General features: G+C 69.9%; 23 protein-coding genes. 9 read left to right on the top strand and 14 right to left on the bottom strand.

Annotated elements, in window-relative coordinates:
* Positions 1–200: 200 nt before the first annotated feature.
* Entirely contained in the window at positions 201–659 is a 459-nt protein-coding gene (locus SPR02S_RS13715; protein WP_043258258.1) for a hypothetical protein, read from the bottom strand.
* A 184-nt stretch (positions 660–843) separates the two neighbouring features.
* Here SPR02S_RS13715 and SPR02S_RS13710 point away from each other — a divergent pair, with 184 nt between their 5' ends.
* Positions 844–2136, top strand: coding sequence for a helix-turn-helix domain-containing protein (locus SPR02S_RS13710; RefSeq protein WP_019057539.1), 1293 nt, complete (start codon positions 844–846; stop codon positions 2134–2136).
* Positions 2137–2174: 38 nt separating this feature from the next.
* Here SPR02S_RS13710 and SPR02S_RS13705 read toward each other — a convergent pair whose 3' ends face one another.
* Positions 2175–2588 carry an ATP-binding protein gene (locus SPR02S_RS13705; protein WP_019057538.1) on the bottom strand — a complete coding sequence of 138 codons (414 nt, stop codon included), beginning with the start codon at positions 2586–2588 and terminating at the stop codon, positions 2175–2177.
* Between the two features lie 226 nt (positions 2589–2814).
* Between SPR02S_RS13705 and SPR02S_RS13700 the strand changes: the two genes are divergently transcribed.
* Together SPR02S_RS13700 and SPR02S_RS13695 are read left to right on the top strand one after the other, a co-directional pair.
* Positions 2815–3666, top strand: coding sequence for a helix-turn-helix domain-containing protein (locus SPR02S_RS13700; protein WP_019057537.1), 852 nt, complete (start codon positions 2815–2817; stop codon positions 3664–3666).
* Between the two features lie 8 nt (positions 3667–3674).
* Entirely contained in the window at positions 3675–3884 is a 210-nt protein-coding gene (locus SPR02S_RS13695; RefSeq protein WP_019057536.1) for a DUF397 domain-containing protein, read from the top strand.
* Positions 3885–3902: 18 nt separating this feature from the next.
* Here the strand turns inward: SPR02S_RS13695 and SPR02S_RS13690 are convergent, their stop codons facing one another.
* From SPR02S_RS13690 to SPR02S_RS13660, 7 genes are all read right to left on the bottom strand, one after another.
* Positions 3903–4595 carry a helix-turn-helix transcriptional regulator gene (locus SPR02S_RS13690; protein WP_026150509.1) on the bottom strand — a complete coding sequence of 231 codons (693 nt, stop codon included), beginning with the start codon at positions 4593–4595 and terminating at the stop codon, positions 3903–3905.
* A gap of 213 nt (positions 4596–4808) precedes the next feature.
* A complete protein-coding gene (locus SPR02S_RS13685) occupies positions 4809–6608 on the bottom strand; it encodes an outer membrane protein assembly factor BamB family protein (protein ID WP_078622883.1) in 1800 nt (599 codons plus the stop codon).
* 46 nt (positions 6609–6654) lie between these two features.
* Entirely contained in the window at positions 6655–8409 is a 1755-nt protein-coding gene (locus SPR02S_RS13680) for an outer membrane protein assembly factor BamB family protein (RefSeq protein WP_020684175.1), read from the bottom strand.
* 233 nt (positions 8410–8642) lie between these two features.
* Positions 8643–10445, bottom strand: a complete 1803-nt coding sequence (locus SPR02S_RS13675; RefSeq protein WP_019057532.1) for an ABC-F family ATP-binding cassette domain-containing protein — start codon at positions 10443–10445, stop codon at positions 8643–8645.
* Between the two features lie 171 nt (positions 10446–10616).
* A complete protein-coding gene (locus SPR02S_RS13670; RefSeq protein ID WP_019057531.1) occupies positions 10617–11324 on the bottom strand; it encodes a WbqC family protein in 708 nt (235 codons plus the stop codon).
* A gap of 28 nt (positions 11325–11352) precedes the next feature.
* Entirely contained in the window at positions 11353–12024 is a 672-nt protein-coding gene (locus SPR02S_RS13665) for a YdcF family protein (RefSeq protein ID WP_019057530.1), read from the bottom strand.
* Complete coding sequence (locus SPR02S_RS13660) at positions 12021–13088, bottom strand: helix-turn-helix domain-containing protein (protein WP_019057529.1); 1068 nt, start codon at positions 13086–13088, stop codon at positions 12021–12023. The genes SPR02S_RS13665 and SPR02S_RS13660 overlap by 4 nt, the downstream gene beginning before the upstream one ends.
* 302 nt (positions 13089–13390) lie before the next feature.
* On the opposite strand from SPR02S_RS13660, the gene SPR02S_RS55685 reads away from it, so the two are divergent.
* The 6 genes from SPR02S_RS55685 (at position 13391) to SPR02S_RS13620 (ending at position 17610) form a co-directional block, all read left to right on the top strand.
* Positions 13391–13798, top strand: a complete 408-nt coding sequence (locus SPR02S_RS55685; RefSeq protein ID WP_078622885.1) for an ATP-binding protein — start codon at positions 13391–13393, stop codon at positions 13796–13798.
* Positions 13799–14215: 417 nt separating this feature from the next.
* Positions 14216–15232: a radical SAM protein gene (locus SPR02S_RS13640; RefSeq protein WP_019057526.1), complete on the top strand. Its 1017-nt coding sequence runs from the start codon at positions 14216–14218 to the stop codon at positions 15230–15232.
* Between the two features lie 56 nt (positions 15233–15288).
* Positions 15289–15867 carry a dTMP kinase gene (locus tag SPR02S_RS13635; protein WP_019057525.1) on the top strand — a complete coding sequence of 193 codons (579 nt, stop codon included), beginning with the start codon at positions 15289–15291 and terminating at the stop codon, positions 15865–15867.
* Positions 15860–16357, top strand: coding sequence for a hypothetical protein (locus SPR02S_RS13630; RefSeq protein ID WP_019057524.1), 498 nt, complete (start codon positions 15860–15862; stop codon positions 16355–16357). Before SPR02S_RS13635 ends, SPR02S_RS13630 begins: the two co-directional genes overlap by 8 nt.
* Positions 16354–17148: an STM4013/SEN3800 family hydrolase gene (locus SPR02S_RS13625; protein WP_019057523.1), complete on the top strand. Its 795-nt coding sequence runs from the start codon at positions 16354–16356 to the stop codon at positions 17146–17148. The genes SPR02S_RS13630 and SPR02S_RS13625 overlap by 4 nt, the downstream gene beginning before the upstream one ends.
* A gap of 18 nt (positions 17149–17166) precedes the next feature.
* Complete coding sequence (locus SPR02S_RS13620) at positions 17167–17610, top strand: NUDIX hydrolase (protein WP_043258257.1); 444 nt, start codon at positions 17167–17169, stop codon at positions 17608–17610.
* A gap of 38 nt (positions 17611–17648) precedes the next feature.
* Here the strand turns inward: SPR02S_RS13620 and SPR02S_RS13615 are convergent, their stop codons facing one another.
* The 5 genes from SPR02S_RS13615 to rsmA form a co-directional block, all read right to left on the bottom strand.
* Positions 17649–18656: a peptidoglycan recognition protein family protein gene (locus SPR02S_RS13615; RefSeq protein WP_019057521.1), complete on the bottom strand. Its 1008-nt coding sequence runs from the start codon at positions 18654–18656 to the stop codon at positions 17649–17651.
* Between the two features lie 237 nt (positions 18657–18893).
* On the bottom strand, positions 18894–20891 hold the full coding sequence (locus SPR02S_RS13610; RefSeq protein WP_019057520.1) for a sensor histidine kinase: 1998 nt from the start codon (positions 20889–20891) through the stop codon (positions 18894–18896).
* A gap of 77 nt (positions 20892–20968) precedes the next feature.
* On the bottom strand, positions 20969–21748 hold the full coding sequence (locus SPR02S_RS13605) for an MHYT domain-containing protein (protein WP_019057519.1): 780 nt from the start codon (positions 21746–21748) through the stop codon (positions 20969–20971).
* Positions 21749–21940: 192 nt separating this feature from the next.
* The gene (locus SPR02S_RS13600) at positions 21941–22870 is read right to left on the bottom strand and encodes a 4-(cytidine 5'-diphospho)-2-C-methyl-D-erythritol kinase (RefSeq protein ID WP_019057518.1); all 930 of its coding nucleotides are present in this window, start codon (positions 22868–22870) and stop codon (positions 21941–21943) included.
* Positions 22867–23787: a 16S rRNA (adenine(1518)-N(6)/adenine(1519)-N(6))-dimethyltransferase RsmA gene (gene rsmA / locus SPR02S_RS55680; RefSeq protein ID WP_019057517.1), complete on the bottom strand. Its 921-nt coding sequence runs from the start codon at positions 23785–23787 to the stop codon at positions 22867–22869. Before rsmA ends, SPR02S_RS13600 begins: the two co-directional genes overlap by 4 nt.
* Between the last annotated feature and the right edge of the window lie 76 nt (positions 23788–23863).

Here is a 23863-nt window from a genome sequence, read left to right as displayed (position 1 = left end):
TAGGTCGGCTGCCGGGTGCGGGTGCGCTGCGGCTGGTCGCGCAGTTCCCCACGCCCCTAAGGGCAATCGTGCTGGCCGTGTTGGTCAGTGGGCCCGGCCCTCGCACTGCGGTGACGGCTCACCGTGCCGATTCGAAGATTCCCGCCCCCTCGTGCGCCGGGCCCCGGCCTGAGTCGGCCGGGGCCCGACGGACCCGTCGGTCAGTGCGAGTCGTTGCCGGGGTGGCAGGGGTGGCAGGGGCCGCATTCGGCGGCGTCCGTCCACAACGGCAGGTCTACGTCCCAGCCGTCCGACGCGATGACGGTCGCCGTCCTCATCGCCGAGCCGTCGTTCTTCGTCTCGGCCTTGGGCACGTGGGGCAGGGAGTGTCCGCCGTTGAAGCGGGCGCAGAGGTCGGCGTACGCCACGGTGTCGCGGATGATCGTGTGGACGCCGATGTCGACGAGTTCGCTCGGGGCGAGCCCCAGGGACTCGCCCCGGTGCCTCATCGCGGTGAGCAGATAGGCGTACCCCTGCCCGAGGATCCGGCCGGCCATGGTCGAGTCGTACGGGTAGTCCCGCACGAGGAGTCCGACCTGCTTCTCCCACAGATCGACCGGCACGACCTCCCGTACGGAACGGGCCGGGCCGGTTATCGGGTGCACAAGAGCGGCTGTCATGGTGCCTCCGTCGGACGGTGCCCCGCGTTTGGGGGCGCTGAGCCCAGCACACCGCGCCGAACGGGCCGGGTGCGATCAACTCGCCTTCCGCGCAAGGGTTTTGCACGTTGTGCAAGCGGCCTCGACGGCCCCGCTCCGCGCCCGTAGCGTGAAAGGCCCCGGTCGTGCGGTGTGGGAGGGGCCCGTGCCCGTTGACCCGCTCTGGAACAGCACGCGAGTACGCGAGTTGGCCGCGCAACGGCGCCCCGGCGCGCTCATTCGGCTCGGCCGGGAACACCGCGCCTGGACCCTCGCCGCCCTCGGCGACCGGCTCGGCTGCTCACCGGCCACGGTCTCCCGGCTGGAACGCAGCACCAGGGTCGTCGACCTGACCCTGGTGCACCGCGCCGCCCTCGAAGTCGGCGTTCCGCGACACGTCCTGGTGAGTTCTCTCGCGCCACCCACCCCGACGGTATCGACGGCCACTAGAGTGACGGCCAGTCCGCACGCCGAGGAGGACCCGATGCGCCGCCGTACGCTGCTCACCGCAACGGCAGCCGCCGGACCGGCCGCCCTGCTGCTCGGGGTGGACGAGGCCCTGGCCGACACCCCCGCACCGACCGGCACCGGACCGCTGGACGCCCGGCTGGCCGCCGCCCGCGACCTGTACGACAAGGGCACGCACGCGCCGCTGCTCGCCGCCCTGCCCGGCCTCATCGCGGACGGGCACGCCGCCGCCTCCTCCCGCCGGGAACTCGATCAGGCCCGGCTCTCCTCCGTCTACAGCCTCGCCGCCGCCGTACTGAGCAAGCTCGGCTCCTACGAGCAGGCCCGCCTCACCGCGGACCGCGCCCGCACCTGGGCCGAGGTCTCCGGCTCCCCGCTCGCATCAGCCGCCGCGGTCCGGGAGTTGGCGATCGTGCTACGCCACCAGGACCGCGGCGAGGAGGCCCAGCGCCTCATGTCGACGGCGGCTTCCGGGGTACAGGCGACGGGACTGAGGACCGACGCGTCGGCGTCCGCGTACGCGCAGATGCTCTGCACACTCGCCTACACCGCAGCCCGGGGCGGCCACCGCGCCGAGGCCCTGGCGATGACCGAGGAAGCCCGCCGCGCCGCCAGCCGGCTGCCTCAGACCGCCCCTCCAGGACGCCTGTTCCCCATCAGCCCGGCCGCCGTCGACCTGTACGCGGTCGGAGTCCACTGGGCGCTCGGCGATGCGGGCGCGGCCCTGGAGGCGGGGAAGAACCTGCGCCCCGCCCAGTTCCCGACCGCCGAGCGCAAGGCCCGCCTGGGCACCGACATGGCGCGGGCCTGGTGGGCATGGAAACGCCCCGAACAGACCACCCAGGCACTGCTCTCCGCGTACCGCGCCAGCCCTGCCGAGGTCCGGGACCGCCCCGCGATCCGCAGCATCGTCCACGAACTGGCGGAACGGCACCCGCGTACCACCGGCGTCCGCGAGTTGCGGGCGGCTGTACGTCAGCGGTCGAGCTGACACACGGCGAGCCCTGGCCTCCGGCCGCGTTCCTGGCCCTAGGCCACGCCCAGTTCGCACCATACGTACTTGCCGCGCCGCCCGTTCCTCGACAGCGGCTGCCAGCCCCAGACGTCGGCGCAGGCCCGCACCAGGGCGAGGCCTCTCCCCGCCTCGGCGTCCAACAGATCCGCCAACTGGCCTGGCGGCTCCGGGGGTTCGGGGTCCGCGTCCCACGCACCGACCCGCAGCACCCCCGCCGACCACCGCACCCGGAGCATCACCGGCCCCTCGGTGTGCAGTACGGCGTTGGCCACCAGCTCCGTCGCGAGGAGTTCGGCGGTGTCCACGACCCGGATGAGGCCGTGCGCGGTGAGGACCAGGCGGAGAGTGCGGCGACAGACGGTGACGGCACGGCGGTCGTGCGGGACGGAGAGGGAATACTCCCAGGGTTCGGGCTCGGTTTCGGGCATGCGTGAACTCCGTTGGTGGTGTGGGGAGTTGATGCGGTTCACGGGCGGTGGCCTGTCACGCCGTCATGGCAGGACGGGGTGGTGCGCTTCCGGGGTCCCGGGGTTCCGCACGGTGTGCGTCGCATCACTGACGGTACGGGTAAAATTTGGAACAGTGCAAGTCGTTGTCGTAATCTGCCCCCGAACGAGTCACCACCCCACGGCAGTTGGGGCGAGAGAGGAAGCCATGCCACGCAGACGGCAAGTCACCGCGCGCCAGGAACGCCTGGGCATTGAACTGCGGAAGCTGCGTGAGACAGCAGGGCTCAAAGCACGGGAAGCCGCCACGTTGGTCGGGTCCGACTCCGCCCAGATGAGTCAGATGGAGTCCGGAACCGCAGGAGTGAGCGAGGAACGCCTACGCAGCCTCGCCGCTCATTACTCCTGCGCGGACGGGGAGTTGATCGATGCGCTGATCGCAATGGCCACCGATCGGACACGCGGTTGGTGGGAGGAGTACCGGGGGCTGCTGCCCACGCCGTTCCTGGACCTGTCCGAGCTGGAGCACCACGCCACCTACCGCTTGGACGTGGATTTCCTCCATGTCCCCGGCCTGCTCCAGACAAAGGACTACGCTCGCGCAGTCTTCTCGCACAGAGTGCCCGCGCTTCCCCCGAGAGACCTCGAACTGCGGGCCGAACACCGGATGAAGCGACACCGCATCATCGAGGGTGCCCAACCGACTCCGTACGAAGCCGTAGTGCACGAGGGGGCCCTGCGCATCCGGGTCGGCGGCCGTCCCGCGGCACGAACTCAGCTCACCCGCATCCTGGAACTCTCGGAAGCGGACCACGTGACCGTACGTGTCATCCCGTTCGACCTGGATGGATTCATCGATGCCGGAAGCGCCATGATGTATGTGGGTGGCACCATGCCCAAGCTGGACACGGTCGTGCGGGACGCACCCCATGGTTCTGCCTTCGTCGACTCCGAGGCGCAACTCGGGAGCTTTCGAACGCTTTTCCGTAGAGTGGAGGGCGTGTCACTCGACCCCGAACGCTCGCGTGACTTCATCCACAGGCTGACGAAGGAACTGTGAGGCGCACCATGACACCCCCGGCCAACTGGCAGAAGTCGTCCTTCTCCGGCGGCGGCGACGGAAACAACTGCATCGAACTCACCACCACCCCCACCGCCTTCCACCTCCGCGAAAGCGAAACCCCCGCCACCCTCCTCACCACCACCCCCACGGCCCTCGCCGCCCTCCTCGACGGCATACGGTCCGGCACCCCGGTCGCCGGCCGCCCCCACTGCTGATCCGACACCGGAACTCGCCTACAGGTCCGGCCCCGTCGAGTTGTGCACCGGCCCCGCCCTGTCGAGCAGCCCCGTCCGCGCCGCCAGCGCCGCCGCCTCCAGCCGCGACCCCACCCCCAGCTTCATCAGGACTCGCTGCACATGCGTGCGGGCCGTCGACGGAGCGATGCCCATGCCGGCCGCGATCAGGCGGGTGTCCTCGCCGTCCGCCACCCGGACCAGGACTTCCACCTCCCTCGGCGTCAGCATCTGGAGCAACCGCTGACCCTCGTCGTCGGGTTGGGCCGCTGGGTTCAACAGCTCGCTGAAGGCGCCCTGGAGCAACTGCGGTGCTACGGCCGCCTCGCCCGCCCTCGCCTTCATGATCGCCCGCTCCACGCCCTCGATGCGCTCGTCGTGCCGGACATAGCCGGACGCGCCCGCGGCGAAGGCCGCCGCTATGCCTCGGGGGCTCGGGACCGGGCCCAGGACCAGGACCGCGACCTGTGGACGCTCACGTTTGATCTTCACCACCGGGTCGAAGATGCCCGGTTCGGCCGGTGTGGCCGTGCCGATCAGGCACACCTCGGGGGCGCGCGTGATCACCAGCTCCGCCGCGCCCGCCGCCGGTGCCGCCGCTGCCAGCACCCGGTGTCCCCGCAGCTTCAGTGCCGAGGCCAGCGCCTCGGCAAGCAAACGGTGGTCGTCGACCACCATCAGCCGCACTCCCATCGAGCAACCCCCCAGTCCCCCCAATGGATGCCCACTATGGATGCCCACCGGTCCCCAAGAACAGAGGGCCCCCCAGCACCCCCGCTCTTCATGCCCCCGGAAGCTACACGCTTGTTCGACGTTGCGCTGCCCCTACTGGAGAGAAGTGCCCCAGATCGACGGACTTTTTCGCATTCCTGGCATTCGGGAGTGATGGGGGTGATGGGGATGAGGTCAACTGGTTGTGCCGAAGGCGATCGCCAAGTCCTTGTCTGCTGTTGACGACGACGTTGCCTTGTCCGCGTAGACCGCCGACATGTAGAGGTGGCCCTCCCCGTAGAGGATCTCCGCGTAGTCCGGGAGGAAGGTCGTCTCCGCGCTCCGTACCGTCTCCGTGCTCGGGTTCTCCAGCAGCTTGGTCTCCTTGAAGGAGGTGCCGTCGATGCTGACCACCTGGCCGCCCTTGTTGTACGGCGGGGACTTGTAGGCGAGGAGGTTGCTGCCGTCCATGCGGAGCGGGGTGATCGTGTAGCCGTCGCCCGCGTCGGCGCGCTGGCCGGTCTGCTTGCCGGTGGCGAGGTCGAAGGCGACGATCTCGTTGGTCTGGCTGTAGGAGTCGCCGGAACCGTCGTGCTCTTCGGTCGGCACGTACAACCGGTCGTTCCCTACGGCCAGTTCGGCGCAGTACTCGACACGCGTGATGCCGTCGCAGCGGGCCGCGTACTGCTTGCCCGGCGCCGGGATGTGCGAGCGCAGGGCGCCCGTCTTGTTGTCGATCGAGAAGAAGTCCGAGACGCCGCTGCCGTCGCCCGCGCTGTCGCCGACGTCGGCCGCGACCACCAGCGGGTCGGTCGACACGATGCTCGCGTACTCGATGCCCTGGGCCATCTTGTAGTCCGAGAGCACCTTCCCGGAGACCGGGTCGATGGTCTGGATGTGCAGGGTGGGCGAGTCGTACGTGCCGCACCTGCGCACCGCCACCAGCTTGGCGCCGCCGCCGTAACCGGCGTCGTAGCAGTCGGTGGCCTTCGGGCTCCACAGGACCTTGCCGGTGGCGATGTCGAAGGCGGCGCCGCCGTCGCTGCTGCCCACGGCGACCGTGTTCGCGCTGACGGTGACGTTCTCGAAACTGATCGGCTGGTCACCGGAGTTGGCGGTCTTCGTCCACAGCTTGGTGCCCGCGTTGAGGTCGATCGCGGCGATCTGGCTGCAGCCGTGCGAGGGCTTGTCCTCGGTCGGCATGGCGGGCTCGTAGAGGATCGCCGTCTTGCCGTCGGTCGTGGTGTGCTTCGTCGCCTGGCAGACCGGGCCGGGGAGTTTGATCGTCCACTGCTTGGCGCCGGTGTCGCGGTTGTAGCCGACCACCTCGGCGCTGCCGCTCTTGGCGTACACCTTGTCGGTGAGCCAGGAGCCGGCGGTCACCATGGTGTCGCTGACTTTGGGCATCGGGACCTCGAAGAGGACCTTGGACGCGGCGCTGGCGGGGACCTTCTCCTTGCCGCCGGACGTCGTACCACCCTTGTCGTTCGTGCCGCCCGTGGTGCCGCCGGCGGTCGCGGTCTTCTTCGTGTCGTCGTCCTTTCCGGAGGAGGACGAGTACCAGATCCCGCCGCCGACGATCAGCGCGATCGCGACCACGGCAGCCGTGATGATCACCGCGGACGCCCCGAACTTCCGCCCGCCGCCGCCCGGTTGGCCCGGCTGCGGGTGCAGCGGCATGGTCGGCTGCTGGCCCGGATATCCGTAACCCGGCTGCTGGCCATAGGAGTTGGGCTGCTGCGGCTGGGCGTACGGGTTCGGCTGCTGGCCCGGGTAGCCGTAGCCGGGCGGCGGGGCGGCCTGCGGAGGTCCCTGGGGCGGCTGGGGCTGCTGGGGTGCCTGGGGGTAGCCGTAGACCGGCTGTTGGGGCGGAGGGGCCTGTGGGTAGCCGTAGCCGGGTGGCGGCGGAGGCTGCTGTGGGGGCTGGTCCTGGGGTGGGCCGAAGCCGCCCTGCTGCGGGGGCTGGTTCGGCGGGGGCGGGGGCGGCTGGGTCATGACGAGTACCTCGGGGAGGACGGCGGGGTGGGGAGAAGTCGGGGTCTCACTTGCCGTACGCGAGCATCAACTTCTCCTTCGTGTCGTCATTGCCGTTCAGCCGGGTCGACGAGATGTAGAAGCGGCCGTCCACGTAGTCGATGTCCCGGGAGAAGAAGCTCGACTCGATCTGCGCGGTGCCGGACGGCATCTGGAGCAGCTTCGTCGTGGTGTGCGCGGAGCCTGTCGTCGGGATGGACACGACCTGGCCGCCCGCGCTGTAGGACGCCTCGACGTAGGCGAGGAGCTTGCCGCCCTGGACCTTGATCGGGACCGTCGACACGGACGCGGGTGACTTGACGCGCCACTTCTCCTTGCCGGTGGCGAGGTCGATCGCCACGATCTGGTTGGCGCCGGTCGTCGCGTCCGTCGGGAGGTAGAGGGTGCTCGCGTCGACCGCCAGGCCTTGGCAGTTCTGGAGGTCGTTGTCGATGAACGACGAACCGCAGGAGGGCGCGAAGGTGGCCTTGGAGTCCACCTGCGAGCGGACCGAACCGTCGGCCTTCAGCGTCGAGATGTTCCAGTGCTTGTCGTCCTCGTCGGTCATGTAGAGGACGACCGGGTTCACGGAGTAGACATGGCCGACCGTCCAGCCCTTGGGGATCGCCTTGGTCCACTTGACCTTGCCGGTCGCCGGGTCCAGTTCCTGCACCTCGTCGTGCTCGGTGGAGGAGCCCGCCCCGCAGGACGCGACCGAGATCAGCTTGGCGCCGCCCGCGAACCCGCCCGGGAAGCAGGCCGCGCCGTACTTCTTCTTCTCGTAGAGCTTCTTGCCGGTGTCGAGGTTGTAGGCGATACCGGACTGCGAGCGGCCCACCATCAGCGTCTTGCCGGTGATGGACAGCCCGATGCTGAGCGCGCTGTCGAAGAGGGCGCCGTCCGGGACGACCGCCGTCCAGCCCTTCGCCCCGGTGTTCAGGTCGAGTTGCTGGAGCTGGTTGCACTTGGCGTTGTCGCTGACACCGCTCTCGTACGCCACGACGATCTTGCCGTCGGCCGACTGCTGCGAGGTGACGGCGCAGATCTTCTGCGGGAAGGTGATCGTGGGCCAGGTCGGGTTGCCGTTGCCGACGTTGTAGGCGACGAGTTCCTTGTACGCCGCCTTCACTGCGGTCTTGCCGGTGATCCACATGCCGGGGGCGTCGGCGCCGGAACCGGGCGCGTCCGGCGCCTCCTTGTACCAGAGCACCTTCGCCTCGCCGGACTTGCGGCCCTCGTTGAGGTTCTGCGGGTCCTTGCCGCCGTCGCCGCTGCCGTCGCCGGGGTTGGCGGGGTCGTCGTCGACAGTGCTGCTGCCGGAGGGCGCGGGGCTGTCGCTCTGCTCCGCCACCGGCTTCTTGTCGTCACCGCCACTGGTGACCGCCCACACCGTGCCGCCGACGACCAGGAGTCCGGCGACCGCTGCCGCGATCACGAGCGCGGGCTTGCCCTTGAAGGGGCCGCGGCCGGAGGGGGGCGAGGACGGGGGCGGGGTGAACTGCGGTGGGGGCGGCGGGTATCCGTAGCCGGGTTGCTGACCGTACGGCCCCGGCTGCTGCGGCTGGCCGTAAGGGCCGGGTTGCGGCTGCGGCTGGCCGTACGGACCCGGCTGTTGCGGATAGCCGTAGGGGCCGGGCTGTTGGGGTTGCTGTTGCGGATAGCCGTAGCCGGGTTGGGGCTGCGGCGGAACGGGAGCGCCGAAGCCGCCCGATGGTGGCTGTGGCGGTTGGTTCGGCGGCGCTCCGTAACCGCCGGACGGCGGCTGTTCGGGCGGCTGAGTCATCAGCGGCTCCCCCTCGTTCACTGATTTTTAGCCACGCCCCGAGATCCGCGAAGGATCCGGAGGCGCGTTCAAGCAGGTCTCAGACAGTTCTCAGACGGCTCTTTCTATCACCCGGCTGTCCATGAAGAACGGGCCGGTTCACCCCTGTTCCCAAGGGAGGACCGGCCCGTGATGCCGCCGTTATGCGTGGGAGGTCCGGGGCGCGTCCCCCCGGAAAGCACAGCACGCAACCTTCACGCGTCCTCCGCGAGTTCCAGCCACCGCATCTCCAGCTCGTCGCGCTCGCCGCCCAAGTCCCGGAGTTTCGCGTCCAGTTCGGCCACCTTCGCGAAGTCCGTGGCGTTGTCGGCGATCTGGGCGTGCAGCTTGGCCTCCTTCTCGGAGACCTTGTCCAACTGCCGCTCGATCTTCTGGAGTTCCTTCTTCGCGGCCCGCTGGTCGGCGGCGCTCACGGCGGGTGCGGCCTTCTCCACCACGGGGGCGGCAGCCGCGGCCACTTCCTCCATACGGTGGCGTCGCTCCAGGTACTCGTCGATCCCGCGCGGCAGCATCCGCAGGGTCGCGTCGCCGAGGAGGGCGTACACCTTGTCGGTGGTGCGCTCGACGAAGAACCGGTCGTGGGAGATCACGATCATCGAACCGGGCCAGCCGTCGAGGACGTCCTCCAGCTGGGTCAGCGTCTCGATGTCGAGGTCGTTCGTGGGCTCGTCGAGGAAGAGGACGTTGGGCTCGTCCATGAGGAGACGGAGGAGCTGGAGCCTGCGGCGCTCACCGCCGGACAGGTCCCCGACCGGCGTCCACTGCTTCTCCTTGTTGAAGCCGAACGTCTCGCACAGCTGCCCGGCGGTCATCTCCCGCCCCTTGCCGAGATCGACGCGCTCGCGCACCTGCTGCACGGCCTCCAACACCCGCAGCGTGGGCTTGAGTTCGGCCACCTCCTGGGAGAGGTAGGCGAGCTTCACCGTCTTTCCTACGACGACCTTGCCGGCCGCGGGCTGGGTCTCGCCGTCGCTGCGGGCGGCCTCGGCCAGGGCGCGCAGCAGGGAGGTCTTTCCGGCGCCGTTGACGCCGACCAGGCCGATGCGGTCGCCGGGGCCGAGGTGCCAGGTGATGTGCTTGAGGAGGACCTTCGGTCCGGCCTGGACGGTCACGTCCTCCAGGTCGAAGACCGTACGGCCCAGCCGCGTCGACGCGAACTTCATCAGCTCGCTGGTGTCGCGCGGCGGCGGTACGTCCGCGATCAGTTCGTTGGCGGCCTCTACGCGGAAGCGCGGCTTGGACGTACGGGCGGGGGCGCCGCGGCGCAGCCAGGCCAGCTCCTTGCGGACCAGGTTCTGCCGCTTGGTCTCCTCGGTGGCGGCGATGCGCTCGCGCTCGGCGCGGGCGAAGACGTAGTCGGTGTAGCCGCCCTCGTACTCGAAGACGTCGCCCTTCTGCACGTCCCACATCTGCGTGCAGACCTGGTCCAGGAACCACCGGTCGTGGGTCACGCAGACGAGCGCGGAGCGCCGCTCGCGCAGGTGCTGGGCGAGCCAGGCGATGCCCTCGACGTCGAGGTGGTTCGTCGGCTCGTCGAGGACGACCAGGTCCTGGTCCTCGATGAGCAGCTTGGCGAGGGCGATACGGCGGCGCTCACCGCCGGAGAGCGGGCCGATGACGGTGTCGAGTCCCTGCGGGAAGCCCGGCATGTCCAGGCCGCCGAAGAGTCCGGTGAGTACGTCGCGGATCTTGGCGTTGCCCGCCCACTCGTGGTCGGCCATGTCCCGGATGACCTCGTGGCGGACGGTCGCCTCCGGGTCGAGGGAGTCGTGCTGGGTGAGGACACCGAGGCGGAGTCCTCCGGAGTGGGTGACGCGGCCGGTGTCGGACTCCTCCAGCTTGGCGAGCATCCGGATCAGGGTGGTCTTGCCGTCTCCGTTGCGGCCCACGACCCCGATCCGGTCCCCTTCGGAGACACCGAGCGAGACGCCGTCGAGCAGGGCACGGGTGCCGTACACCTTGCTGACGTTCTCGACATTGACCAGGTTGACGGCCATTTCTCTCCTGACAGGGGGGACGGTCAGCCTCCCAGAGTAATGCGCGGGGGGAGGCTGACGATCCGGGCAGGTCAGGAGGGTGCCGTTGTTTGTCTGCGGCGCCGTGGGGGCTGGGCGCGCCCGCGCGGCAAATGACGCCGAAGGGGGATGACGAAGATCCGTAGGCGGTGGTCAGGCTGTGCGCAGGTCGTCGAACGCGGCCCCCACGCGGGAAGGTCCGTATGCGGCGAGTGCCCAGAGGGCTGTGATCCTCGCGGCTCCGGTCCACAGGTTCTCGGCGGCCGTGGGCGGGCGGAAGGCGTGGACGTTGAGCTGTCGCTCCGCGAAGGGGCGGTGGTCGAGGTAGCGCAGGCCGCCGGTGCCACAGAGATAGGTGTCGGCGCCGACGGCGGTGGTGAGGTCGGCCAGACGTACCGAGCGGTCCGAGGAAGCGGCGAGGTCGCTGCTGCGCACGATGGTGCCGCGCCAGTCCAGGAGGTTCAGCAGGGCGCGGGTGGTGGCCTCGGCGACGGCCGCTGTGCCGACGCCCTCGGTGAGGGAACGGACAACGGGTTCGAGTGAGGCATGCAGCAACTGCCAGTGGGGGCTGGCGTGGTAGTGCTGCGCGGGCAGCTGGCCGAGACGGCGGGCACTGCGCTGCGGGTCGGCGAGTCGGGCATCGCGGATCAACGTTGCGCGGCCGTGTGGGAGATGGGTTTCGACAGACAGCCACTGCTGCCGTTGTGGGTCGTCGAGTGCGGCGAGGCGAGCGCGGTGTTGGTAGTCGCGGCGGACGAACTGGACGTCGTCGAGGACCACCCAGACATCGGCCGTGTAGAGCTTCGCCAGAGTGGAAAGACGGGGCAGGAGGTTGGGCTGATGGATCGCGCACGAGCCCACCGGCCGCGTACTCGGGCGCGCGGCACTGTCAGGCAGGCAGGAGCCAGCTGTCGTAGCCTCGGACGCGGAGACGGTCGAAGGCATCGCGGACCCTTTCCGGAACGTGCTGCTCGATGGCGAAACCACGCTTGGGGTACTCCATCACCCTCTCCATGTCGCCCATGAGCATGTCGATGAACTGCTTCTCGTCGGCGTGGGTCGTGACGTACTCGTCGAACGACAGCGACTGGGAGACGCAGACAGGCTCAACCTCGGGCCACAGCTTGCGGCATGTCGCGTAGGCGCGGCGCTGCATGTAGGGCATGGAGATCAGCAGCACGGTGGTCACCGCGATACCCGCGTTCTCCAGCACCTCGCGGGAGAAGCCGATGTTCTGGCCGGTGTTGGTGGCCTTCGGCTCCAGAAGGATCGCCTCGTCCGGCACACCGAGGCAGAGCGCGTGCTCGCGGTAGTGGACGGCCTCGCCGCGGGGAAACCGCTCCCTGGTGGCGCCGCTGGTGTCACCGGTGAAGGCCACGACCGGGAACATACCGGCGTGGTACAGGTCGGCGGCGGTACCGGCCACACCGAGATCGAGGCTGCCGAGGGCGATCGCGGCGGAGCAGGGCCGCAGCTCGTGACCCATCTGGTGGAAATCCCAGAGCGCGCGGGCGTCTGCCCGGTCCGCGTCACTGATCGTGGCCTCCTGACGGTCGGTCACGTGTACTCCTCGCTGGTGCGAACGGTGTTGATGCTGCGCAGTTGGTGTTTCAGTCCGTATCGGGTGGCGATGTCCGAGGCCCGGTCGAGCACGGCGTGCCCCCCGCTGCGGGTGACCGGGTCGGTGAGCAGGATGTGGGCGTGCGCGGTTTCGATCTGGACGCGCTGGAGCGGGGTCTCGAAGCGGCCGTTGCTGCGGGCGGCATCGATGTAGGTCAGGGCCCGGGTGAGATCGCCGGCACCGCGGTGTGCCAGTGCGAGCTTCTGCTGCGCGGTTGCCCAGTCCTCCGGTTCGTCCAGTTCCTCGAACCACTTGACCGCCTGGCGCATGATGTGGATGGCGAACTCGTTACGGCCGTCCTTGGACAGGGCTGTGCCGATCCACAGCATGGCTCGGGCGCGGTCGGCCGGGACGAGCCTCTCGTCATCGGCGGGTTGCTGGTAACGGGTGGCCGCGGCGGTGAGGCGTCCGGCCATTTCGGTGACCACGGCGAGGGAGAGTTCGACCTGCGCGGCTCGACGGGGGATGCCGAGTTCGGTGAACACGTCGTGTGCGTCCAAGTAGAGCCGTTTGGCGGTCATCAGGTCCTGAAAGGTGCCCTGAAGGCGCCGCAGGTCGCCGGACAGGACCAACGAGCGCCCGTACAGGTACAGGCCCCGATCGTCGAGATCGCTGGGCTGGGCCCGACCGAGTCGGCGTTCCAGCAGGGTGGCGGCGAAGGCGAAGTCCTGACGATCGAGGCACACCACGATCCGCTCCAGATCCTCCGTCCAGGTCTCGTGGTCCGGGTTCGTGGGGGACGGTGTTCCGCTCGGCCGTCGGCCCAGCGGGCTCGGGGCGAGAAGTTGCTCGAAGCGGACCCGGGCGGCGGCATCGGCGCGGGTGAGGGCTGTGTCGAGGATGGCCTGTGTGTCGGGCCAGGGACAGGTAGCCGTGCCGAACTTCTCCCACTTGGAGACGGTGCGGATGCCGACGCCGAGGTGCGCCGCATAGGTACGCACGCTCATGCGCAGCGCCTGCCGCAGCAAGCCGGCCTCGCGGCCGGTCCATCGACTCACGCTCACCTTGGGGCGCCTCCCTCCTGCCGCCATGGAAGCACGGACGGCGGGCGAGGGGCCACGGAAGTGCCACAAGGGTGCAACGGCCGTTCATTCCCGGCGGACTGGGGGTGCGTCAGGCTCGGATGGTTCCGTCCGCGCACCCCTTTGTGGAGGCATGTCCGCGTGGTCCCCCTCACCGAGAGCCACTACAGCTTCCTGCAGCTGACCCGCACCAACGAAAAGGAATGGGGCATGCCCCCTCGCACCTTCATGATTCGGCTCCGCCGCGCCCCAGGGTTCGGCGGAAGGCAGAGGCGGCGATGACCATGACTGCGGCACCAGTAGGGCCGCAGCGTTACCACAAGCGCTATCCGGCAAAGGAAGAGTCCATTCCCCGCGCGCGCCATGACGTCGCCCTCGCTCTGGAGACGTGGGGCCTGTCCCGTCTGGTGGATATGGCCGGACTGGTCGTCAGCGAGTTGGTCACCAACGCCGTGGAGCACACCGACGTCACCACGGTCGGCGCCTCGGTCACCAGGACCGGCCCGCACTCGGTGCGGATCACCGTCACCGACACCTCCCGCGTACGGCCCACTGCCGAGACGCCGAACGGCGACGAGGAGCGCGGGCGCGGCCTGCAACTGGTCGAAGCTATCGCCGACGATTGGGGAGCCGAGGTGGTGCACGGCGGGAAACGCGTGTGGGCCCACCTGACCGCAGAGGCATCCCCGTGACCGGCTATCAGTCAACGGCCGCCGCCCCGCCCGGCAGTCTGCCCACTCTGCTCGACGTGACCAGCCTCCGGCCCCGTCAGCAGATGGCCATGGACTGCGTCCTGTGCAACACCCGCTTGGGGATCACCGGCCGCGTCCTGGGCGACGTACGCCACCGCGGGAGGCCCTTCCGACTGTGTGCCTGCAACCCGGCCTGTGGGGGCCTGCGTTGAACGGCCGTCAGGGCCCCTGGCCCGTGCACCGTGGCGGGTCGCCCCGGGTTGAGGCCGTCGCCCTGGTGCTCGTCGTGCTCGTCCTCGGCGGCGTGCTGCTCACCGTGGCCCTGTAGTTCCCGGCGGTTCGCGGCCTGCACCCGCCGCCACGCCGGGCGGCCAGCCACCGAACCACAAGTGCACGCTTCGGAAGGAGTACCAGGTCATGACCGTTCCACTCCCGATTGCCGACTTGGACTGGACGGCGCTGCGGAACTTCGCCGCACTGCGCGGACAGCTCAGAGTCTCGCTGACACCCATCTGCAACGTGAAGTGCTGGTTCTGCCACAACGAGGGCGATGTCCCGCCGCCCTTCACGCACCTGCACCGGGACGCCAAGCCCCGCGCCCGTGAACTGACCGCCGACGACTATGTGAACGTCCTACGCGAGCTGATCGGCGCCGGATTGAAGCGGGTGTACTTCACCGGCGGCGAACCGCTGGCATCGAAGCTGGCGCAACCGGTTCTCACCCAGCTTCCCGTTCGCGGTCCGGACGTGTCCTACACGCTGATCACGAACGGGCTGCTGGTGCGCACGCATCAGGACTGGCTCGCCACGACCGGACTGGACAAGGTGAAGGTCTCCCTGCACTACTTCTCCGACGAGTCGTTCCGGGCCATCGCCCAGACCCGCTACGGCGTCGCGGCCGTCCTGGACGGCATCGAGGCCGCCCGCGAGATGTTCGAGCGGGTGGAGCTGAACACGCTCATCCAGCGCGAGAACGAACACGAGCTGCGCGACATCCTCGCCTTCGCCCTCGACCGCAGGCTGCCGGTGCAGTTCATCGAGCTGGTCGACACCGACTTCAACACTGGCCGGAAGTCCTCGGCCATCGGGGCCCAGGGCCTCATCGACCACCTGCGCACACTGACCAGCGAGGAGGAGGTAGAGGTCTCCGGCGTCGGCCAGGGGCGGCGGATCTTCCGCATCGACGGCATCGAGATCGACGTCCTCCACCGCGAGTTGGGCCGCCACCACGTCGGCCAGTGCGGCACCTGCCCGGTGAGGGCCAAGTGCGTGGAGGGCTTCTGGGCCCTGCGCATGGACCACGCCGGCGGAGTCCAGCCCTGCCTTCTGCGCGACGACCTGCGCATGGACATCCGATCGCTGCTGGACCAGCCGGAGCAAGTCCCCGCGGCCGTGGCCCGGCACGTCTCCGCCTTCACCGAGGGCACTCTGTGAACCCCCTGCGCGCCCCATACACACCTGGGGCAGACCGAGGACGCCAGGGGCCGTTCGTGGTCCTGGAAGGAGTCTCCGGAGTCGGCAAGTCGACGCTGAGCCGCCTGCTGGCCAAGCGACTCGGCGCCGCGGCGATCCACACCCTCACCAATCCGCACACCTGCTGGTCCGACCTGGTCAACCGGGAGATCCGGCCACTGCCGCAGTTCGCCTTCTACCTCTCCGGTCTCCTGCACGCCTCCGATGCCATACGGCAGCACCTCGGCACTGGGCCGGTGGTCGCGGACCGGTACGCCTCCTCGGTCACGGCCTGCCACGCCGCCGTCAACGGCGTCGGCCTGGACCAGGTGAAGGAGCTGATAGCCCCGTTCCGGCCGTACCTCGTGGCGCCGGACGCCACCTTCTACCTCATCGGCTCCGATCATTCGCTGAAAGAGCGGATGGGGACCAAGACGGACGTGAAGCAGGACGACACCGACCTGTTCGGCGTCCCCGGCCGCCTTGCCCGGCTCCGGGAGAACTTCCAGGCCGCGGCCGACGAGGACCCCAGCGCCATCACGCTCCCCACCGACGGCCACAGCCCGGACGACCTCGCCGACCTGATCATCAAGTACCTGGAGGACAGGCGTGCTTAACCCCATCGACGCCGACACCGTCATCCGCGACGGCCGCGTCTCCGGCGCATTCCCGGACGAGATCCACGAGGGCGTGGCCTGGTGGGTCGCCGCCTGCTTCGTTGTGGTGAGTCAGGCCCGGCAGATGGCCGTGGCACACGACGGGCACCCCACCACGGCCGAGTTCCACCAGCGGTTCTGCCGCGGAGCCATCAACGCCCAGCACTTCGGCTGCCAGGTCGCCAGCCTCGGCACGGCCGGCGAAGCCCAACTCCTGCACGCGATGAAGGCACTCGGCTCCGTCCCCGGCGCGAGGCTGTCCACGACCGACGACGGCGGTCGGCAGACCGTCACCATCCGTCTCTACGACGCGGACGGCCGACCGGTCACCGAAGGCACCGGTATGGCCAAACTGCGGAAGATGATCGCCTCCGACCGGGTTCCCATCCCGGTCAACGACCAAGCCAGGGGCAGCATCACCGAGCGCCGCGACTTGGTGGAGGCGCTGTGATCGACGCGGCAGAGGTCATCCGGAGCGAGACCAGCATCCTGTTCGTCACCCTCGATTCCCTGCGCTACGACGTCGCCCGCGCCGCCCTGCACGCCGGTCAGACACCGCGACTGGCGAAGATCCTGCCGGGCGGCCAGTGGGAGGAACGCCGCACCCCCGGCACCTTCACCCTCCCCGCGCACATCGCGTTCTTCTCCGGCTTCCTGCCCAAACTGCCCCAGCCCGTACAACCGCCCAGGCTGTGGGAGTGCCGTCCGCCCGCCTTCAAGGACATCGATACGAGCACGTTCGTCTTCGACGCGCCGAACCTTCTCACCGGGCTCGCCCGGCACGGCTATCGCACCGTGTGCATCGGCGGCGTGACGTACTTCTCGCGGGAGACACCGCTCGGATCGGTGCTGCCCGACATGTTCCACGAGGACCACTGGCGGCCGGAGTTCTGCTCTCCGGAGCCCGACTCCACACGCCACCAGGTCGACCAAGCCCTGACCGTCGCCGAGCAGCACGCCAGCCGTCCGCTGTTCCTGTTCGTCAACGTCTCCGCCACCCACGTCCCCCACGGCCACTACACCGGCGACAGCGGCGACTCCTGGCACTCCCAGGCCGCCGCGCTCGCGTACGCGGACGAACACCTGGGCCGCCTGGTCGAGGGGCTCACCAGCGAGAAGAGGTGGCTGATCATCATGTGCGCCGACCACGGCGACGCCTTCGGTGAGGACGGCTACCACGGTCGTGGCATCGCTCACCCCACCGTGCTGAACGCGCCGTTCGCCGCCACGCTCGCGCCGTAGAAGCTACGCTCCCGGGCCATGAGCGACTCATCCCAGCGGGGGGCGATGCGCGACGCCTCCGTCATCGTGGCCCGAGACGCGGACGGCATGGTCGCCGTCCTGACCGCAGAATTCCCCCAGCACGGCGGCGAGTACGTGTTCCTGCCCGGGGGACGCCGGGAAGGTAACGAGACACCGCAAGAGTGCGCGGCGCGCGAGCTGCGCGAGGAAGCTGGCGTCACGGCCGAAACCTGGCGCCCCCTCGGCTCGTACGCCATCACCCTGAACTCCACCGCCCGCATCCACCTCTTCCTGGCCGAAGGCCTCACCTTGGGACCGCAGCAACTCATGCCGAGCGAAGCGGACTTCAAGCTGATGTGGTGGCCGATGGACGATGCGATCCAGGCTGCCGCCCAGGGCCGTTTCCTGCTCCAGGGCGGACCCCTGGCGCTGCTGCTCGCCCAGCAGGTCACCGCGGTCTGAGGAGACCCCGGGGTGCAACAGCAGCCTTCCCGCGCAGGTCAGCGTGCGGCCGCTGCCCGTATCTCGGCCAGCAAGTCGTACATCGTCTGGCCGGGGCAGTCCGTCTGGAGCCAGTCCCTGTGGCCGCTGATCGTCTCGTTGTCCTTCTTCACGCCGTTCACCGGGTTGGTGTAGGTGATCTTCGCCTGGGGATCCAGGCCCTTGAAGCGGGTGATCACCTTGATCAGGCGGATCACGGAGGCCTTGGCCGCAGCCGTCGGGGGCTGGGCCACGAGGTTGCCGATGAGGGCGATGCCGAGGTTGCCGGAGTTGAAGCCCGCCGTGTGGAAGGCGGTGACCAGGTTGCCGTCCTTGTCGAAGGCCGGGATCAGGTCGTCGCCGGAGTAGCGGCCCTCGTAGACCACGCCTGCCTCGTCGATCAGGAAGTGGTAGCCGATGTCTCCCCAGTCGAGGGTGATCGCGTGGTACTCGTAGATCCCGCGGACGGTCGAGGCCGGGTCCGGGTCGGCGTTCGGGGTGTCCGTGTGGTGGACCGTGATCGACTGCAACGGGTAGTACGCCTCAGGCGTGTTGACCTTGCCGTCCTTGTACCGCTTCGACTCGTCGGCGCCCCAGGCCGGGCGCGAGAGGTAGCGGACACCGCGGACTCGGGTCGCCTCGGACGGCACGTGGAAGGTGCGGTCGGGGCCTCGGGTGCAGTCGATCGCGATGGAGCGTACGTCCGTCGCGCCTGCCGGTGTCCGCACCTCGTAGCTGGTGGCCTCGTCGGCCGCGATCAGGGCCGTACCGCCGCCGTCGATCGTCGCGCAACCGGTGCCCGTCTGCTGCCAGTTGCCGTCCGCTAGGCGGATGCCGGCGCCGTCCTGGTCGCCGGTCCAGCGCAGGCCGACGTAGGACGCGGCGAAGGTCGTGGTGGCCGGGGCGGTGCCGGTGGCGGTCGCCGTGCGGGTGGCCGGGAAGGTCTCCGGCTTGGTGCCCGAGGGGGCCGCGTCGGTGTCGGACGTGGAGCCGGACGTGGAGCCCGAGTCGGTGGCCGCGAAGACCACCGGGGTCAGGGCGGCCCCGGCGGCTACGGCTCCGGCGGCCCCTATCGCGCCGCGACGCGAGAGGGACCGCTTCCTGCGGTGGGACGGTGTGGGGGACGACGGCGTGGGGGTTTCGGACACGGAACTGACCCTTCCGGCAGTGCACTTGGAGTATCAAACAAACCTATCCGTCCCATCCGCCCCACCTGTACCTCGATTGCGGTACATCTGTGTGGAGATGGTGCGAAGAGTGCGGTCTCAGGCGCCCGCCCCGCGCAGTCGCTGCCGCGGGACCAGCGCCGACGCGGGTGCCAACCCCCGCCCGCCGGGCGCCTGTTGCTGCTCCCCCACCGGCATGTCGTCGCGCATCAGGCCCTCGGGGATGAGCACCGCGGCCGTGACCCCGCCGCTCTGCGAGTGCCGTATCTCCACGCGCAGGCCCTGCCTCTCGCGCAGCCGGTTGACCACGAAGAGGCCGATCTGCTTGGCGTCGAGGAGGTCGACCTTCTCGGACTGGATCTTGCGGTTGGCGTCGGCCAGCGCGTCGTCCTTCATGCCGAAGCCGCTGTCCTCGATCTCAATGAGGACGCCCTCGCGCATCCGGGCCGCGCGCAGCTGCACTTGAGTGCTGGGCGGTGAGAACGCCGTCGCGTTCTCGACGAGTTCGGCGAGCAGATGGATCACGTCGGCGACCGAACCGCCGGTCAGCGACACCTTCGGTACGGCCCAGATCTGCACCCGGGCCGAGTTCTCGATCTCGGCGACGGCCGCGCGCAGGATGTCGGACAGCGGGATCGGGTCCCGCCAGCCCCGGCCGGGCGCGATGCCGGAGAGGATCAGCAGGCTCTCGGAGTGGCGGCGCATGCGCGTGGCCAGGTAGTCGACGCGGTACAGCTCGTGCAGCTCGGCCGGGTCGCGCTGTCTGCGCACCATCGCGTCGAGGAGGTCGAGTTGGCGGTGCAGCAGCACCTGGCTGCGGCGGGCGAGGCTGACGTAGACGCCGGAGATGCCGCTGAGGAGTTCGGCGCGTTCGGAGGCGGCCTTGAGGGCGGCGCGCTGGACGGCGGTCAACGCCGTGCTGACCTGGGCGAGTTCGTCACCGGCGAGGCGGCGCAGGGGGGCTTCGGCGTCGATGTCGACGCCCTGGCCGGCGTGCAGTCGGCGCATGGCCTGCGGGAGGCGGCGGCCGGCCACTTCCAGGGCGGAGTTGCGCAGGTCGAGGAGTTCGACGATGAGGCCGCGGCCGACGAGCACGGAGACGAGGAGTGACAGCAGCACGCCGACCAGGCCGAGCACGACGGCGATCCCGGAGGCACCGAGCGTGTCCCAGCCGAACGGGTCGGCGGCGGCCGTGGCTCCCGTACCGGCCTTCGTCTCGGCCGCGTCGAGTCCGGTGAGGACTCCGCTCGCGGTGGAGTCCCAGTCGCCGAGGAAGCGGGCGGACGCGGCGGAGGTGCCGGGGCCCGCGCTGCGGACCCGGTTCTCGACCGCCTGGAGCTGGGTGTAGCCGCTGCTGTCGAGGAGCGTGCGGTACGCCGCCCGGTGCTCGGGCCTGAGGTCGGCGACCGCGGGTGCGAGCAGCGCGCGCTGGGTGGCGACGGCGCCGACGAACAGCGCGTACTGCTCCTTCGTCAACTCGCCCCCGGTACGGGCCGCGCCGAGCACTGCCTGTTCCTGGGCGACGGCCTCGCGGGCCCGGGACAGTTCGAGCACCACGCGCGCCTCGGAGGCGTCGGCGGCGGTCTTGTCGCCGGTGAGCGCACCGGTGACGGCGAAGCCGTGCTCGACGATCGCCGAGTAACTGGCGTACGTGGCCGTCGACTTGGCGCCCTTGGTGGTGGCTTCGGCGCGCAGTGCCGCCAGGCCCTTGGCATCCGTCTCCAGCTTGTCGATACGGCCCGGCAGCGTGGAGTCGATGAGCGCCGCGTCCGAACTGGAGTCGTTGACACCGTCGCGCAGGGCGACGGCTGCCTTGTCGGTGACCGCGGTGGCGGTCTTGAAGGCGCCCGGGGCGTCCGCCCGGCGCAGGGCGGCGGTCCGCTCACCCTGCACCGCCGTCACGAACTCGGCTACGGGGGTGAGGAGTTCGGAGTTGACGTCCTTGGCGGTCTCGGTGTCGGCGATGCTCGACGCGGTCGTCACCGCGGCGAAGCCCCACAGGGCCATCAGGGACACGATGGGCAGCATCAGCAGGGCGACGATCTTCGCGCGGACCGATCTGGGGCGCAGTCGGGCCGACGCGCGGAGGACACGCATGAGGGACCTCGTTCGGAGGATGGGGAAAGTGCGGGGTGGCTCGTGCGGCGGCCGCGACCTGGACGGCCGAAGTCCGTTCAGACCGTGGCGAGTTCGACCTCGCGGAGCAGCTCCGCGGCGATGGCCGACTCGTGGTGCTTGCCGGTCGGGGAGAGGGCTACGTAGGCGGAGGCCAGGAAGAGGAAGGAGCCGAGGACGACGGCGAGCGGGAAGATGAACTCCGTGGCGGTGGCGCCGGAGAGGGTCGCACTGCTGGGGGCGAGGGTGACGCTCACGGCGTACATGCCGGTGTAGTGCATGGTGCTGACCGCGAGGCCCATGACGAGGGCGGCGAGCGTGGCGAGGACCGGGCCGCGGACGACGAGGGTGAGGGTGAGCGCGGCGGTCGCGGCGACGACGGCGATCACGACGGAGGCGATGACGAGCCCGGGGTCGTAGTCGATCTCGCCGTGCAGGTCGAGGGCGGCCATGCCGGTGTAGTGCATGGCGGCGACGCCGAGGCCGGTGCCGATGCCGCCGAAGGCGACCGAGGTGACGCGGGAGCGGCCGTATCCGGCGGTGAAGACACCGGCGGCGACCACGCCGATCGACATCAGCAGGCTCAGGACGGTGAGCGGGACGTCGTAGCGGATGGGGGTGCCTTCGACGCTGAAGCCGAGCATGGCCACGAAGTGCATGGTCCAGATGCCGGAGCCGATGGCGACGGAGGCGAGGGTCAGCCAGTTCCGTTTGGAGGCGCCGTCGGCCTCAAGTGCCCTTACGGTGCAGCGCAGTCCGAGCGCGGCGCCGACGCAGGCCATCGCGTAGGACAGGACCGGGGTGACCCAGCCCGCGCTGAAGTGATCCATGTGGCCCATGGGGAGGTTCCTCTCGGGCGTGGCGCGGCGAGACCGCGCGCGCAGGGAGTACCGCCGGTAACGAGGACCGGGGTTGGCTGATCATGACAGCCCTTTCCCTGTGACATAGGGCGCGAAAGGGACCTTGAGGTCGATTGGCGAACAATAAATCCATGTGGTTTGGATAACACCGAACATGCGCATTTTTGCAGGTCAGGCGGGTGTTCCGTGGACCTCGTGTGAAGGTCGGTCGATCACGGTCGCCCCGGCCGCCGGACCCGCCGCCGTACGTACCGTTCGGCATGTTCCGGAGGCCGTCAGCGCCGCCGCCACCTTCGCCGCCGAACCGGGGTCGCGGACGAGGAACGCCGTCGTCGGGCCCGAGCCGGAGACCAGCGCGGCGAGGGCGCCCGCGGTGCGGCCCGCGGCGAGGGTGTCGGCCAGCTCGGGAAAGAGCGAAAGGGCCGCGGGCTCAAGGTCGTTGGAGACGGCGGCGGCGAGCGCGTCCGGGTCGCCCTTCGCGAGCGCGTCGAGGAGCAGCTGGGAGGCGACCGGCTCGGGGATGTCGGTGCCCTCGCCCAGCCGGTCGAACTCCCGGAAGACGGCAGGGGTCGACAGCCCGCGCTCGGCCATCGCGAACACCCAGTTGAAGGTCCCGCCGGTCTCCAGGACGGTCAGCTTCTCCCCCCGCCCGATACCGAGCGCCGCCCCGCCCACCAGGCTGAACGGCACATCGCTGCCCAACTCCGCGCAGATGTCCAGCAGTTCGGCCCGCGATGCACCGGTGCCCCACAGTGCGTCGCACGCCACCAGCGCGCCCGCGCCGTCCGCACTGCCGCCCGCCATACCGCCGGCGACGGGGATGTCCTTGGCGATGTGGATGTGCACGGCGGGGTTGCGGCCGTACCGCGCCGCGAGCGCTACGGCCGCCCGGGCCGCCAAGTTCGTGCCGTCCAGGGGGACTTGGGCCGCGTCCGGGCCCGTGCAGGTGACGCGGAGTTCGTCGGCGGGGGTCACGGTGACCTCGTCGTAGAGGCCGACCGCGAGGAAGACGTTGGCCAGGTCATGGAAGCCGTCGGGGCGCGCGGCGCCGACCGCGAGCTGGACGTTGACCTTGGCGGGGACGCGGACGGTGACGCTCACTTGCCGGGCTCCTTGTGCTGTCCCTCTTGAACCGCTTCGGCGTCCACCTTGGTCTCGGCGCCCACCTTGTTCTCCGCGATGCGTGTGAACTCCTCGACCGTGAGCGACTCGCCGCGCGCCTGCGGGGACACCCCGGCGGCCACCAGTGCCACCTCCGCCGCCGCAGCCGATCCCGCCCAGCCCGCGAGCGCCGCCCGCAGGGTCTTACGGCGTTGCGCGAACGCCGCGTCCACCACGGCGAACACCTCGCGCCGGGTGGCGGTGGTCTTCAGCGGCTCGGGCCTCCGCGTGAGTGCGACGAGGCCGCTGTCCACGTTCGGGGCGGGCCAGAAGACGGTACGGCCGATGGAACCGGCCCGCTTGACCTCGGCGTACCAGTTCGCCTTCACGGACGGGACGCCGTACACCTTCGAACCGGGCGGCGCGGCCAGGCGGTCGGCGACCTCCGCCTGGACCATGACCAGGGTGCGTTCGATGCTCGGGAAGTGCTCCAGCATGTGCAGCAGGACCGGTACGGCCACGTTGTACGGGAGGTTGGCGACCAGTGCGGTGGGGGGCGGGCCCGGCAGCTCCGTCACCTGCATCGCGTCCGAGTGCACCAGCGCGAAACGGTCGGCGCGGTCGGGCATGCGGGCCGCGATCGTCGCCGGGAGCGCGCTCGCGAGGGTGTCGTCGATCTCCACGGCGGTGACTCGGTCGGCGACTTCGAGCAGCGCGAGGGTGAGTGAGCCGAGGCCTGGGCCTACCTCCACGACCACGTCGTCGGGGCGGACGTCTGCGGTGCGGACGATGCGGCGGACCGTGTTCGCGTCGATCACGAAGTTCTGGCCGCGCTGTTTTGTGGGGCGGACGTTTAGGGCGGCTGCCAGTTCGCGGATTTCGGCTGGGCCCAGGAGGGCGTCGGGGTTGCTGCTCACGTTCCTAGGTTACGGGGCCGATTTCGTCTGCTGCGCCGTCGTGGCTGGTCGCGCCCACGCGGCGGAGCCGCAAATA

The organism is Streptomyces prunicolor NBRC 13075 (genome assembly GCF_000367365.1).
Taxonomy (GTDB): Bacteria; Actinomycetota; Actinomycetes; order Streptomycetales; family Streptomycetaceae; genus Streptomyces; species Streptomyces prunicolor.
Note: the sequence above shows the minus strand (reverse complement) of the source record. Positions and strands in the feature narration are given on the sequence as shown.

Excerpts from the sequence above, each read along its gene's own strand:
- SPR02S_RS13715 (WP_043258258.1), bottom strand. The coding sequence starts at position 659 with ATGACAGCCGCTCTTGTGCACCCGATAACCGGCCCGGCCCGTTCCGTA.
- SPR02S_RS13705 (WP_019057538.1), bottom strand. The coding sequence starts at position 2,588 with ATGCCCGAAACCGAGCCCGAACCCTGGGAGTATTCCCTCTCCGTCCCG.
- SPR02S_RS13700 (WP_019057537.1), top strand. The coding sequence starts at position 2,815 with ATGCCACGCAGACGGCAAGTCACCGCGCGCCAGGAACGCCTGGGCATT.
- SPR02S_RS13695 (WP_019057536.1), top strand. The coding sequence starts at position 3,675 with ATGACACCCCCGGCCAACTGGCAGAAGTCGTCCTTCTCCGGCGGCGGC.
- SPR02S_RS13690 (WP_026150509.1), bottom strand. The coding sequence starts at position 4,595 with ATGGGAGTGCGGCTGATGGTGGTCGACGACCACCGTTTGCTTGCCGAG.
- SPR02S_RS13685 (WP_078622883.1), bottom strand. The coding sequence starts at position 6,608 with ATGACCCAGCCGCCCCCGCCCCCGCCGAACCAGCCCCCGCAGCAGGGC.
- SPR02S_RS13680 (WP_020684175.1), bottom strand. The coding sequence starts at position 8,409 with ATGACTCAGCCGCCCGAACAGCCGCCGTCCGGCGGTTACGGAGCGCCG.
- SPR02S_RS13675 (WP_019057532.1), bottom strand. The coding sequence starts at position 10,445 with ATGGCCGTCAACCTGGTCAATGTCGAGAACGTCAGCAAGGTGTACGGC.
- SPR02S_RS55685 (WP_078622885.1), top strand. The coding sequence starts at position 13,391 with ATGACTGCGGCACCAGTAGGGCCGCAGCGTTACCACAAGCGCTATCCG.
- SPR02S_RS13640 (WP_019057526.1), top strand. The coding sequence starts at position 14,216 with ATGACCGTTCCACTCCCGATTGCCGACTTGGACTGGACGGCGCTGCGG.
- SPR02S_RS13620 (WP_043258257.1), top strand. The coding sequence starts at position 17,167 with ATGAGCGACTCATCCCAGCGGGGGGCGATGCGCGACGCCTCCGTCATC.
- SPR02S_RS13610 (WP_019057520.1), bottom strand. The coding sequence starts at position 20,891 with ATGCGTGTCCTCCGCGCGTCGGCCCGACTGCGCCCCAGATCGGTCCGC.
- SPR02S_RS13605 (WP_019057519.1), bottom strand. The coding sequence starts at position 21,748 with ATGGGCCACATGGATCACTTCAGCGCGGGCTGGGTCACCCCGGTCCTG.